Raw genomic sequence first — 13,326 nt, 5'->3', positions numbered from 1 at the left:
AAATTTGTATCAAAAAACTATCCAAAAGCAAAAATATAAGCTTAAATTTATACTTTTTTTAGCCAAAAGCTAATAGAATTGAGCCAAAAATTATAGGAGAAATTTTGAATAAATTTAGTAGATTTTTTGCACTAAAAATTACAGGTGCTTTGCTTATCTCAAGCGTAGCAGTGAATGCACTTTTTGCAAAGAGTGAAGACGAAGCAAGTGCGAAGCTTGAAGCACTTTCAAAGCTTACAAAAACAATTTCAACCGTTGAAAAATACTATGTTGATGACATTAAATTTAAAGAGATCATCGATAAAGCCATTGCTGGTTTAATGCAAAATTTAGATGCCCACTCAAGTTTTTTAAATGAAAAAGCCTACAAAGATATGCAGGTGCAAACAAGTGGAGAATTTGGTGGCCTTGGCATAACAGTTGGCATGAAAGATAGCGCACTAACCGTTATTTCACCGATAGAAGATACCCCGGCTGATAAAGCAGGTATAAAATCAGGCGACATTATTTTAAGAATAGATGGCAACTCGACTATCGGTACAACGATAGATGAAGCTGTAAATAAAATGCGCGGCAAGCCAAAAACTCCAATAACTATCACAATTTTACGAAAAGGTGAGCAAAAACCATTTGATGTAAAAATCATAAGAGATCTCATAAAAGTTGAGTCTGTCTATGCAAAAATGATAGAAAATGAAAATATCCTTTATATACGTGTCACAAATTTTGATAAAAATGTTGTTACAAAGGTAAAAGAAGCGATCAAAGAGTATCCAAAAGCAAGTGGCATCATACTTGATCTTAGAAACAATCCTGGCGGACTTTTAAATCAAGCTGTTGATCTAGTTGATCTTTTTGTAGATAACGGCGTCATCGTCTCTCAAAAAGGTCGCGACGCATCTGAAAATGTAGAGTATAAAGCAAGTGCTAGTAAAACTCTTTCAAAACTACCGCTTGTTGCACTGGTAAATGGCGGAAGTGCTAGTGCTAGCGAGATCGTAAGTGGCTCACTTCAAGACCATAAACGTGCTGTAATAATTGGCGAAAATACCTTTGGCAAAGGAAGCGTTCAAGTAATCCTTCCGATAGACGATACAGAAGCATTAAGGCTAACCATCGCAAGATACTACTTACCAAGTGGCAGAACTATCCAAGCAGTTGGCGTAACACCTGATGTTGTCGTGCATCCTGGCAAAGTACCGCAAAGCGACGATAGTGCATTTAGCATCAAAGAAAGTGAGCTAAAAGCACATCTAAAAAGCGAGCTAAACAAGATAAATCCTACAAGCGAGGGTAATAAAACTGAAGCAAAAGATGATAAAAAGATAATCACGCAAAAAAAAGTTGATGAAGATATTCAATTAAAAACAGCGATTGACACGATCAAAATTTTAAAAATAAAACAATAAATTAGAAGGAGATCTCCATGCAAAAAAGAGAGCTTATTTACGAGGGAAAAGGTAAAAAAATGTATGCCACAGACGATGCAAATCTGCTTGTGGCTGAATTTAAAGACGATCTAACAGCATTTGATGCTCAAAAAAGAGGTAACGAAGCTGGTAAAGGCGCATTAAATAATAAAATTTCAACACAGCTTTTTAGGCTTTTGGAGAGTAAAGGCATCGTGACTGACCTAGTTGAGACTATTAGCGACACTGAGCAAGTAGTCAAAAAATGTGAGATCATACCTCTTGAAGTTGTTGTTAGAAATATCGCAACTGGTTCACTTAGCAAAAGACTTGGCATAAAAGAAGGCACGGTTTTACCTTTTACACTTGTTGAGTTTTACTACAAAAACGACGATTTGCACGATCCATTAGTAACAGATGAGCACTGTATCATTATGGGATTAGTAAAGAGTGAAAAAGATCTTCAAACTCTAAGACACACAGCAAGAGAGATCAACTCTATATTATTTAAATTTTTTGCCGAAAGAGATCTAAAACTAGTCGATTTTAAAATAGAATTTGGTATCGATAAAGACGGCAATATCATTTTAGCTGATGAAATAAGTCCTGATAGTTGTAGATTCTGGGATGCTAAAACTAATGAAAAACTTGACAAAGATAGATTTAGACAAGACCTTGGTAGCGTAAAAGTCGCTTACGAAGAAGTTTTAAGAAGAATTTTATCGTAAGGACAAAAATGAAAGCTGTTGTAAATATAGCATTAAGAAGTGGGGTCCTTGACCCTGCTGGCAAAGCAGTGGAGCATGCTTTAAATTCTCTCGGATTTAGTGGTGTATCAAATGTCAGAATAGGCAAACAAATCGTTTTAGATATCGATGAGAGCGATAAAAACAAAGCAAACGAGCAGCTAAAAGTGATGTGTGAAGAGCTTTTAGCAAATACTGTCATCGAAGACTATGAGATCGTGCTATGAAAGTAGCGATAATACTTTTTCCTGGCACAAACTGCGAAGAAGATACAGCTCATGCATTTAAATTACTTGGTTGCCAAACAAAGATCATTTGGCACAAAGAAGATAAAATTGATGCTGATCTAGTCGTACTTCCAGGCGGTTTTAGCTATGGAGATTATCTAAGAACAGCTGCGATAGCCAAATTTAGCCCAGCGATGCAAGCTGTAAAAGAGCATGCAAAAAAAGGCGGCTACATCTTAGGGATTTGCAATGGTTTTCAGATGCTGCTTGAGCTTGGACTCTTAAAGGGTGCGATGAGAAGAAATGAAAATTTAAATTTCGTCTCAAAATATCACCATCTAAAAGTGATCTCAAATAACAATAAATTCTTAGCAAATTTAGCCAAAAATGAAGTGGTTAATATCCCTATTGCTCATGGCGAGGGCAACTATTATACTGATGAAAACACTCTAAAAAGCCTTTATGACAACGATCAAGTATTACTAAAATACTGTGATGCTAAAGGCAACGAAATAAATCCAAACGGCTCAGTCGATAGCATAGCAGGAATTTGTGATGAGAACAAAAAGATTTTTGGTCTCATGCCTCACCCAGAGCGCGCTTGCGAGAAAATTTTAGGTACAGATGATGGTATAAAGATGCTAAAAGGTCTAGTTTGGTAAAACATTTTCTTTTTATCTCCCTACTCGTACTAAATTTATTTGCTGTAAATACTGACGAGGTAAGCGTTTTTGACATGATGGACGAAGCTAGGGAGGATAAATTTGTAAATAGCCCTACTTCAAATCCAAAAACTCAAAAACTACCAAAAGAACAAGATTTTTCAAGAAAATTTGTATCACCACAGCCAGAGCGTATCACTCCAGAGCAGATGCGAAACATCGTGCCAACAAACGAGCCAGACATTAGCGTCCCAGATAATCAAGTATATGATAAGATCAAAGTAAAAGAGCTTCTTTTAAAAGCCACAAATGTGCCAAAAAATATTGTTATAGGAGAAATTTTTAGTGTTGAGATAGTGGCTGATACGCAAAATGACTTTGAGTTTGAGTTTGAGTTTGAGACACAGCTTGATGAAACAAATATCAAATGGCTAAATAAGAAAAATTTTCAATGGGTAAAAAGTGAAGACAACAAATATGTAGGTACTTTTTATCTTGAGGCAACAAGCATTGACGCAAAGACTTTAAAAGTTAGCTTAACCCTAAAAAGAAATGGCGAAAACTATCAAAGCTCAAGCATAAATATCTTTTTACCAAAGCTAAAAGAGCTTAGAAGTGACGAAAACTACAACCATATCGTGGCTGATAATCTTGAAGTTAAGAAATTTAAGACAACAAAATTTGATGATATAAACAATATCATGGTTGTCGAAATTTATGGCAACAACGTGGATCTAAGTGCTTTTAATATAGAAAATAAGACAATTTTAAAGCAAGGCGTAGATACGATAAATGGCGACTTTAACTCACAAAGTGCATATTATTTTGCAGTATTTAAGCCAAATAAAAAATCGCTTGACTTTAACTACTACAACCTAAAAAAGGCTAAATTTGAAAGCTTTTCTTTGCCAGTGAGTGTCGAAGATGACGACGTCAGCACACAAATCGGACTAAACCCAAAACAAAGCGAGTTTAGCACCTATAAAGATGTCATAATCTACTCTTGTGCGGTAATTTTTATATTATTAGCTATTTGGCGCAGAAGGCTTAGCTACTTTTTCGTAGCAGCCATTTTTATAGCACTTGGAATTTATACCTACAACCCTTTTGGTAAGGCTGTTCTAAGACCAGACATTAGCGTTTCGATCTTGCCTACAAAAAACTCAACCATCTTTTACACATCTCATAAAAATGAAAATGTAGAAATTTTAGACACAAAAGGTGACTACTCAAAAATTTTATTTGCTGATGGTAAGATTGGCTGGGTAAAAAAGGATAATCTTGTCAAAAATTAGAGCTTTATTTTTTGCTATTGAGTTTGTTATCAGCGTTATTCTTGTCGTCTTTTTTATGTGGCTATTTAATGACAAAAATAGAGCCATAAGAAAATTTTGGGGAAGGTCGCAAAGGTTTTTTGGTGGATATAAACTTGAAGTGATAGGCAATTTTAGTGATGAGGCAAATATCTTGCTCATAAACCACCAAAGCATGCTTGATATCATCGTCGTCGAAGAGCTACACCCAAAAAATGTCTGCTGGATCGCAAAGGCACAGATCGGTAGAATTCCTATAATTGGTAAAATTTTAAGCTTACCAAAAATGATAGCGGTTGAGCGTGAAAATAAACATTCACTAATAAAGCTTTTAAGCGAAGCAAAAGATAGGGTTGAAAATGGTCGTGTTTTAGCGATATTTCCCGAAGGAACTAGATCTCAAACTAATAAGCTTTTGCCTTTTAAAGGTGGCGCGAAACTATTAGTTGAAAAGCTAAATTTAAAAGTTCAGCCTATCGTTATCGTAGGAAGCGATGCGATGAAAGTGAAAGAATTTAGCTTTAAAAAAGCAGATATCAAGCTCTTTTGCCTTGATCTAGTCGATACTTCAAAAGAAAATTGGCTAGAGACGACTAGAGAGAGTATGCAAAGAGTCCTAGACGAAAATAGAAAATAAATTTGGCTTTGCAAATTTACAAAGCCCCCCTGCTTCTATATCATTATCTATAAAAATTTGATTTTATATACTAGAAATTTTTATCAATAAATTTAAAAAGGTCTAGCGGGAGCTAGACCTAAAAATATTAGCTTAAGAGGTAAGCTCTCAAGTTCTAAAGACACTAAGTTTTGAATTTAATGCATCTGTCATCTTGTTTAGGTGTTCTGCTGCTGAAGCTATCTCTTCGACACTTCTAGCATTTTCAGATGAAATTTGGTTAATATTTGAGATACCTTCCATGATTTCATTTACATTTTTGCCAGTTGCGATGTAGTCTTGCATAGTCTTATCAGACATTGCTATAGCGTTATTCATCGTCTCACTCATAACATTTATAGTTTTTTCAACGTCGCTTGCCACGTGAGTTAACTCTTGGATCTGTTTGGAGTTGATACCCATTTGCTCACTGCTATCATTGATCGCTTGAACGATGACATTGATAGTTGCATTTATCTCAGTTAAACTCTTTTGAGTCCTCTCAGCTAGATGTCTAACTTCATCAGCAACAACGGCAAAGCCACGTCCATGCTCACCTGCTCTTGCAGCCTCAATAGCGGCATTAAGTGCAAGTAAATTTGTCTGATCAGCTATATCATTGATAACAACAAGGACTGATTTTACCTGCTCGGCATCACGGCTAAGCTGATCGATCTTATCAGCCATTTGATTTTCTACATTAGCAGAGTCAATAATCTGCGCTGATAGCGATCTTATAGCTTCAGTTGCCGTTTTTATATGTGTGCTAGCCTTTTGAAGGTCATCTTTGCCAGCTTGAGCTACTGCTAAAGATTCTTTCATATTTTCTTGCATTACTTTACATCTTTGATTTGTCTCTTCCACTATTTCGGTTGATTTTTCTACACGTTTGCCTGTCTGAAGAGATGTAGAACTAAGCTCATTTGCAACGGAGCTATTTTCACTTGAAAGGTGCTTTGTATCACTTATTAATATTCTTATTCTTTCAATAAAATCATTTATATCTCTACTTATTTTAGCTATCTCATCTTTACCATAAATAGGAATTTTAATTGTAAAATCAGATGTTATCGCATTTAAATTTGCTCCTAGTCTATCGATAGGATTTGCAACCATCTTCTTAAGCAAGAACATCGAAACAGCTATCAAAAGTAAGGTAACTATGATACTTGCTATGATGAAATTTTTACTAACTACTTTTAGTGGTGTTAAAAAATCATCAGTAACAGCTGAACCTAAAACCATCCAGTCTAGTTTATCAAATGACTCAAAAGCAACTATGCAGTCAACCCCATCAATTATAATAGGCTCAATGCCCTTTCCTTTTTTAACAATATTATCCATAGTAGTTTTTAATTCACTACTTAGCTCTTGATTTGCCTTGGTTGGATGAAAGTCAAATTTACCAGTTTTAGTATTGTAAAGAGAAAAATATCCATGCTTACCAAGTTTCATCTCAGAAAAAGTCTTTTTCATATTGTTTAATCCCTCGGTAGGATCATAACCAACAAATAAAATTCCTATTACCTCGTTATTTTCAATAATAGGATCATAAATACTCATATAGTTGCGTCCAAATAAATTTACAACGCCTATATACCTCTCTTTATTCATGATATTTTTATAGGCTTGACCGTTTTTGTCAATCATCGTACCAACAGCTCTACTACCATCAGCCTTCGTCACCGATGTACTAACTCTTAAAAAATTATCACCCGATTTTGCAAAAATGGTTGAAATTCCGCCTTTTGTAGCTTTATTAAATTTATCCAGAATATCGTAGTTGTTGTTTAAAATACCATTTTGAGATATTAGTTCTATCGCTTCGTATTTACCAGTCTTGCTCATCTGGTGATTGGTTGAAATTTTTCCGATCATCTCTTTAAAAACACTCATTATTAGCTCTGCGCTACTTACATTATCTTTCTCAAATAATTTAACCGTATTCATAGCAAGCTGGACGTTTTGTTCTACTGTCGTAAGCACACCATCTTTTATCTCGCGCTCTAAAATATTTGATGTATATATGACAAAACATGTCATAGATACAGCCAAAACCGTAGCAATCGTTGCTGAAACTTTTACCAAAATGCTTCGTAAATTCATTTTGTCTCCTTTTTCCAAAAATTTTCGCCTTGATTATAGCACTATTTTAAATAAACTTTATACAAGAATGCATAATTAATAATAATTAATAAATTATCATTATTATTTTATTCATAAATTATAACTTTTTTAAAACCATTTTAAAAATTTGATTTAAAAACCTTGATAGTAATGCTATCAAGGTTAAGTATATTTTTATCACTTTGTGTTATAATCTGCCAAAAATTTTAAAACAAGGAAAAGAAAAATGGCAGATAAATTTGAATTTCAAACCGAGGTCAATGACCTTTTAAATTTGATGATCCACTCTCTTTACTCAAACAAAGAGATATTTTTAAGAGAGCTCATTTCAAACTCAAACGATGCACTTGACAAGCTAAACTATCTTTGTTTGACCGACGAAAAGTACAAAAAACTAAACTATACCCCAAGGATCGATATCAAAATCGATGAAAAAGCCAAAACACTAACTATCAGTGATAACGGCATTGGCATGGACAAAGATGAGCTTATCGCAAATTTGGGCACAATAGCAAGAAGCGGCACAAAAGGCTTTATGAAAAATTTAAGCGGCGATGCAAAAAAAGATAGTTCACTAATAGGCCAGTTTGGTGTTGGCTTTTACTCAGCCTTTATGGTAGCAAACAAGATCGAAGTCATCAGTCAAAGAGCACTTGGTGATAAGGCCTACAAATGGACATCTGATGCAAAAAGCTACGAGATAGAAGAGACTAGCAAAGAGAGCTTTGGCACTGATATCACTTTGTATCTAAACGATGATGAGTTTGCAAATTCTTGGCGTATTGAAGAGATAGTCAAGAAGTATTCAAACCACATTCCTTATCCTATATTTATGGATAAACAAAGTTATGTTGCTCCAAAAGAAGGCGAAAAAGAAGGCACATATGAGACTAAAAATGAGCAGATAAACAAGGCAAATGCGCTTTGGAGGCTAAATAAAGCCAGCCTTAAAGAGCAAGATTATAACGACTTTTATAAGCAAATTTCTCACGACAGTAGCGATCCTCTCCTTTATATTCACACAAAGGCCGAAGGCAAGATCGAGTACTCGACGCTATTTTACGTGCCAAGCTCTGAGCCGTTTGATCTATTTAGGGTTGATTATCAAAGTGGTGTAAAGCTTTATGTAAAAAGAGTTTTTATCACAGATGATGCAAAAGAACTCTTGCCGCCATATTTAAGATTTATCAAGGGTATCATTGATGTTGAGGATCTACCATTAAATGTGAGCCGTGAAATTTTACAAGAAAATGCGATCATGAGAAGCGTCAAAGAGCAAAGCGTGAAGAAAATTTTAAGCGAGCTTGTAAAGTTAAAAGATAACGACCGAGAAAAATACATAAAATTTTACAAACTATTTGGCAAGGTTTTAAAAGAGGGGCTTTATGGATTTAACGCTGAAAAAGAGCAAATTTTAGATCTTTGCCTATTTAAAAGTTCAAAAAGAGACGGACTTATCAGCCTAAAAGAGTACAAAGAAGCGATGAAAGAGGATCAAAAGTCGATCTACTACATCAGCGGCAACAATGAAAATATGCTAAGAAATTCTCCACTCCTTGAAAGCTTTAAGAAAAACGACATAGAAGTTCTTATTATGGATGAAGAGATCGATACGATCGTTATGCCAATGGTCAATGAATTTGACAAAACACCTCTAAAATCAGTCTCACACGCTGATATCAATGACGAGATAAAAAGCGATGAGAAGGTCGATAAGAGCAAGGTTGCAAACACACTTGTTAAGATGAAAGAGATCTTAAAAGACGAAGTTAAAGACGTTAGGCTAAGCTCAAGGCTCTCAAGCTCGGCTGCGGTGCTAATTTATGATAAAAACGATCCTGATTATGCTATGCAAGAGATGCTAAAACAAATGGGACAAGGTGCAAACGCTCCAAAAGTTAAGCCGATCTTGGAGATCAACGCTGATCATGAAATTTTTGCAAAACTAGAGAAAAATGAGGCGATGATTTATGACATAGCGCCTTTGCTTCTTGATATGGCAAGACTAAATGAGGGCATGAGCCTAGAAAACCCAGCTAAATTTTCAGAGCTACTAACGAAAGTGATGATAAAAGCTATCTAAATTTATAAAGCCCAAGAGAAATTTTGGGCTTTAACATACTTCTATAAATTTAATTTTCTATATTTATTATCTTTATTGCAGTAAAAATTTATCGGTAAAAATTTAATTGTGTAAGCTAAATTTCCCACGCCAAAAGACGTGGGATAAATTTACGCTATCTTGGTAGCGTCGATGATGTTTAGATCAAGTCCAAGATCTTCAACAGATAGTCCAAGTGCAAGACCTACAAGCTGAGATAGGTGAATGATAGGTTTTCTCACGTTTGAGTGGTTCTCATCTTGATATCTCTCTTGGTAGATGTCAAGTTGCATTTGACAAAGCGGGCATGGTGTGACAACTACGTCAGCGCCGTTTTCATCGGCGTTATTTACGATCTGGCTTGACATTTTTCTTACAGATGTGCCAGCTGGGTAGCTAGCGTGGAATCCGCAGCAGTCAAGTCTTTTCTCAAATGGCACAATAGTAGCACCAAGTGCACCTACAACAGTTTCAAAGCTCTTTGGATTGACTGAGCTTTCTCTATTGTGCAGATCTTTTTCAGGTCTTAGGCTATGGCAGCCGTAAAATAGCGCTACTTTTAGCCCGCTAAGTGGTTTAACAACCTTTGCTCTTAGCGTTTCTACGTTTTGATAAAGCACCCAAAGAAGGCTTGTGATCTCGGTTGAGCCATTATATTTCATATTGCCCTCAGCCAAGAAAGTATTTATACGGTCCTTTGCACCCTTATCAAGCGTAGTTTTAGCTCTTGTTAGAGTTAGCATACAAGTTGAGCATGTCGTAAGCATAGGCATATTCATCTGCTCTGCAAGTGCTATGTTTCTAGCATTTGCCACAAGTGTAGCGATAGGATCGACGTCTTGTGCTTGTTGGGCACCACAGCAGCTCCAGCCCTTTATCTCGTGAAGCTTCCAGCCGAGTATCGGAGCGATAGCCTCAAGCGACATCTTAGCCTCTTTAGCTGCTTGAGAGAGTACGCATCCTGGGAAAAAAGCGAATTCGTTTTGCATAATTACTCCTTACTAGCAGCTTTGCGAGCCGCATTTATCATTTTTACTAGATCATCATGTCCTTCTATGTCCTCTTCGCCGAAAATATGAAGCGGATTCATCTTACCTGCAAGCATTAAATTTGCAGCGATATCCATTTTGCCCATATTTTTAAACACTCCCTCAGAGCGAAGTGCAAGCTTGATCTCATTTAGTCTGCCTGAGCCATCAACTAGATCGGTTAAGAACGCCTCAGCGTGATCTGGTCCCATTCCATCATCAAAACCTTTTTGTATAGCCATAATGCGAAGATCAGTTATGTCTTTGCATGCGCTTATACCTTTTGGACAGCGATCAGCGCACTCTTGGCACTTTACACACATCCAAAGGCCATTATCGATAGCTGGTTTTAGATGTGGCATAGGATCTTTGCTACGTGAGTCAAATGCCGCCCTATAAGCATGAACAAATACAAATGGCTGCATATAGTCGCTCGCATCAGCTTCAAGCTTATTACACTCGCTAGCACAGACTCCGCAAAGTATGCAGTCCCATTCAAGAGCTACTTTGTCATACTCTTTTTGACTTTGCTTACAGCCTTTTTCTGCGCTAAATTCTGACTTAGCAGTGATGCTAGGCTTAATCTTGCGTAAATTTTCGATACTTGGTTCCCAGTCCACCATGAGGTCTGAGATCACTTTGAAATTTCCAAGTGGAGAAATTCTTATGCTCTCTGGGTTGTCATACTCCGCCAAAAGCTCGTTCATCTTTGTATCACAGGCTAGATATGAGTGACCATTTACTCTAACAGCGCACGCACCGCATATCGCTGAGCGGCAAGATGCTGTGAAATTTAACGTCGCATCTTTTTTTTGTTTGATATCAAGAAGCACTGTTAAAAGAGTCTTGCCTTTGATCTCTTCATTTGTTAGCTCATAAGTTGATTCATATTTTTTAGTTCCGTCAAAGCGGTCGATAATAATTTTCATCCCAGCTCCTTACTCTGGCTTTTTGCCGTCAAGTGAAAATATGCCTGTCACAACATCTTTGTAGCCAAGCTCCAACTTGCCGTCATTTAATGTAACGATGCTGTGTTTTAAGAAATTCGCATCATCTCTTTTTGGATAGTCCTCTCTTGTGTGAGCGCCGCGGCTCTCAAGACGATTTTGCGCTGCAAGGCATGCTGCACGAGAAAGAAGTATAAGGTTGCCAAGCTCGACATAGTCGGTAAATGCTGTATTCATGACTGGGTTTTGATTTGGCACTTTGATGGTATCGTATTTTGCTTGGATAGCTTCAAGGTTTTTAGAGAGCTGGTCTAGCTTGTCGCCTGTTCTAAAAATTCCCATTAAATCCCAGTTGTTTTTACCAAGCTCCTCGCGAAGCGCATACATGTCATTTACACCGCCCTCGCCTGTTGCTATGGCTTTAAATTTATCCTGCCACATTTTAGCTAGCTCTGAAGTCTTTTTGCCACTTGCAAATTTAGCATCTTTTGCGTATGCGCCAGCTCCTTTTCCAGCTAGATCGCCAGTTACAACTGCGTCAGTTAGGCTGTTTCCGCCAAGGCGGTTTGCACCGTGGATGGATACACATGAAGCCTCGCCACCTACATAAATTCCAGGGATTTTTGTGCTCATATCATCAAATTTTGCTACTTCTATACCGCCCATTGAGTAGTGAGCTGTTGGGCGAATAGGCACTGGTTGCTCGATTAGATCGATATTTTGGAAAAGCATAGCAGTGTGGCGAATTTTTGGAAGCTTTTTCATAATGGTATCTTTGCCAAGGTGGCGAACGTCACAAAGCACGTAAGCGCTCATGCCCTCGCCAAAGCCTCTACCCTCGCGAATTTCTGTCTCGATCGCACGAGCGACGACGTCACGAGGAGCTAGCTCCATCTTTTCATGATAGTTTTTCATAAAGCGCTCGCCCTTGTTGTTTAACAAGTATCCGCCCTCGCCGCGGGCTGCTTCAGTGATTAATGTGCCACCATTTTGAACGCCAGTTGGGTGAAACTGAAGCATCTCAGGGTCTTCAAAACCAAGACCCGCTTTAAGCGCAGCAGCGATGCCATCACCAGTTGCTATAAATGGAACTGATGTGCGGTTATAGAAAATTCTAGTGTATCCGCCAGTTGCGATGACTAGAGATTTGCAAAGAACTGGATAAATTTGACCATCTTGGATGTTGCGAAGAACGACGCCTTCGACCTTGCCGTCCTCAAGACCGATCTCAAGCAGCTCATGATCCATTAAAAATTTAACACCAGCTGTGATAGCGTCGTCAAGACAGGCGTGCATCAAAATGTGGCCAGTTTTATCAGCCGCGTAGTTACAGCGTTTTTTACTAGCGCCACCCATGAAGCGAAACGCAACATCACCATTATCTTTACGGGATACGTCGCCATTATCTATACGAGAAAAGAGCATGCCATTGTGGTCTAGCTCGTGGATGACTGCGCCTGCTGCCTCGCAAAATTTCACAACTGCATCTTGATCGGCAAGATAAGCCGCACCTTTAACCGTGTCATAAGCGTGAAGCTTGAAGCTATCGCCATTACTAAAGTCAGTAACGCCGTTTATTCCACCCTCCGCCATACAGGTCGCATTGCGAGATGGCATCATCTTTGTAGCAACAACAACGGTTGAGTTTGGGTATTGCTTGCGAACGGCTGTTGCTGCACGAAGTCCAGCACCGCCAGAGCCGATTATTAGCACATCAACAGATGGCAAGCCACTTTCATTGCCCTTTGGCAACTCACCAGCAAAAACATTGGTCGCACCAGCCGTTGTAGCTAGCGCACCTACGCTGATACAGGCACTTTGTAGAAATTCTCTTCTGGTAAATTTTTCACTCATTGATAACTTCCTATCTTAGTAAATTTTTAGCGTTTAAAACGCACCGCCAGTTCATTTCTTAATATTTTTTAAAACAACTATATTAATTAAATAATTAATAATGAAACATTACATTAAATTTACTTAAAAGAAACATAAAGATTTATTTTAGATTAAAAAATGAGAGCTGATATTAAAATCAAAAAGGATAAAATGGGCTTTTTTTGAGGCGCTTTATATAAATTTAGCGGTAGAAATTTTATAAGATACATAAAAAT

10 protein-coding genes and 2 pseudogenes are annotated in these 13,326 nt (G+C 37.4%); 7 read left to right on the top strand and 5 right to left on the bottom strand.

Going from position 1 to position 13,326, the window contains the following annotated elements; all coding sequences use genetic code 11:
• Positions 1 to 92: 92 nt before the first annotated feature.
• From CYP51_RS06830 to CYP51_RS06805, 6 genes are read left to right on the top strand one after another with little or no spacing between them, the layout of a single operon-like run.
• Positions 93 to 1,409 carry a S41 family peptidase gene (locus tag CYP51_RS06830; RefSeq protein ID WP_440588232.1) on the top strand — a complete coding sequence of 439 codons (1,317 nt, stop codon included), beginning with the start codon at positions 93 to 95 and terminating at the stop codon, positions 1,407 to 1,409.
• Between the two features lie 17 nt (positions 1,410 to 1,426).
• Complete coding sequence (gene purC / locus CYP51_RS06825) at positions 1,427 to 2,137, top strand: phosphoribosylaminoimidazolesuccinocarboxamide synthase (protein WP_103624883.1); 711 nt, start codon at positions 1,427 to 1,429, stop codon at positions 2,135 to 2,137.
• A gap of 8 nt (positions 2,138 to 2,145) precedes the next feature.
• Positions 2,146 to 2,382: a phosphoribosylformylglycinamidine synthase subunit PurS gene (gene purS, locus CYP51_RS06820; RefSeq protein ID WP_087577064.1), complete on the top strand. Its 237-nt coding sequence runs from the start codon at positions 2,146 to 2,148 to the stop codon at positions 2,380 to 2,382.
• Positions 2,379 to 3,044 carry a phosphoribosylformylglycinamidine synthase I gene (purQ, locus tag CYP51_RS06815; protein WP_103624882.1) on the top strand — a complete coding sequence of 222 codons (666 nt, stop codon included), beginning with the start codon at positions 2,379 to 2,381 and terminating at the stop codon, positions 3,042 to 3,044. The genes purS and purQ overlap by 4 nt, the downstream gene beginning before the upstream one ends.
• Entirely contained in the window at positions 3,038 to 4,339 is a 1,302-nt protein-coding gene (locus tag CYP51_RS06810) for an SH3 domain-containing protein (RefSeq protein WP_103624881.1), read from the top strand. Before purQ ends, CYP51_RS06810 begins: the two co-directional genes overlap by 7 nt.
• A complete protein-coding gene (locus CYP51_RS06805) occupies positions 4,320 to 4,994 on the top strand; it encodes a lysophospholipid acyltransferase family protein (protein ID WP_258032813.1) in 675 nt (224 codons plus the stop codon). Before CYP51_RS06810 ends, CYP51_RS06805 begins: the two co-directional genes overlap by 20 nt.
• A 147-nt stretch (positions 4,995 to 5,141) precedes the next feature.
• Here CYP51_RS06805 and CYP51_RS10290 read toward each other — a convergent pair.
• Positions 5,142 to 6,194 (bottom strand): annotated as a pseudogene (locus CYP51_RS10290) (methyl-accepting chemotaxis protein); the annotation flags it as partial.
• Positions 6,195 to 6,221: 27 nt separating this feature from the next.
• Positions 6,222 to 7,055 (bottom strand): annotated as a pseudogene (locus CYP51_RS10285) (Cache 3/Cache 2 fusion domain-containing protein); the annotation flags it as partial.
• 310 nt (positions 7,056 to 7,365) lie between these two features.
• Between CYP51_RS10285 and htpG the strand changes: the two are divergent.
• Complete coding sequence (gene htpG / locus CYP51_RS06795; RefSeq protein WP_103624878.1) at positions 7,366 to 9,222, top strand: molecular chaperone HtpG; 1,857 nt, start codon at positions 7,366 to 7,368, stop codon at positions 9,220 to 9,222.
• 149 nt (positions 9,223 to 9,371) lie between these two features.
• Here htpG and sdhE read toward each other — a convergent pair whose 3' ends face one another.
• The 3 genes from sdhE to sdhA are packed head-to-tail and all read right to left on the bottom strand — an operon-like array spanning position 9,372 to position 13,069.
• Positions 9,372 to 10,229: an 8-methylmenaquinol:fumarate reductase membrane anchor subunit gene (gene sdhE / locus CYP51_RS06790; protein WP_087585917.1), complete on the bottom strand. Its 858-nt coding sequence runs from the start codon at positions 10,227 to 10,229 to the stop codon at positions 9,372 to 9,374.
• Between the two features lie 2 nt (positions 10,230 to 10,231).
• A complete protein-coding gene (gene sdhB, locus CYP51_RS06785) occupies positions 10,232 to 11,197 on the bottom strand; it encodes an 8-methylmenaquinol:fumarate reductase iron-sulfur subunit (protein WP_103624877.1) in 966 nt (321 codons plus the stop codon).
• A 9-nt stretch (positions 11,198 to 11,206) separates the two neighbouring features.
• A complete protein-coding gene (gene sdhA / locus CYP51_RS06780; protein ID WP_103624876.1) occupies positions 11,207 to 13,069 on the bottom strand; it encodes an 8-methylmenaquinol:fumarate reductase flavoprotein subunit in 1,863 nt (620 codons plus the stop codon).
• Positions 13,070 to 13,326: the final 257 nt, after the last annotated feature.

The sequence above is a fragment of the Campylobacter concisus genome (assembly GCF_002912895.1).
In the GTDB taxonomy this organism is placed as follows: domain Bacteria; phylum Campylobacterota; class Campylobacteria; order Campylobacterales; family Campylobacteraceae; genus Campylobacter_A; species Campylobacter_A concisus_G.
The sequence above is the reverse complement of the archived record's forward strand: the minus strand, read 5'-3'. Positions and strand labels throughout refer to the sequence as shown.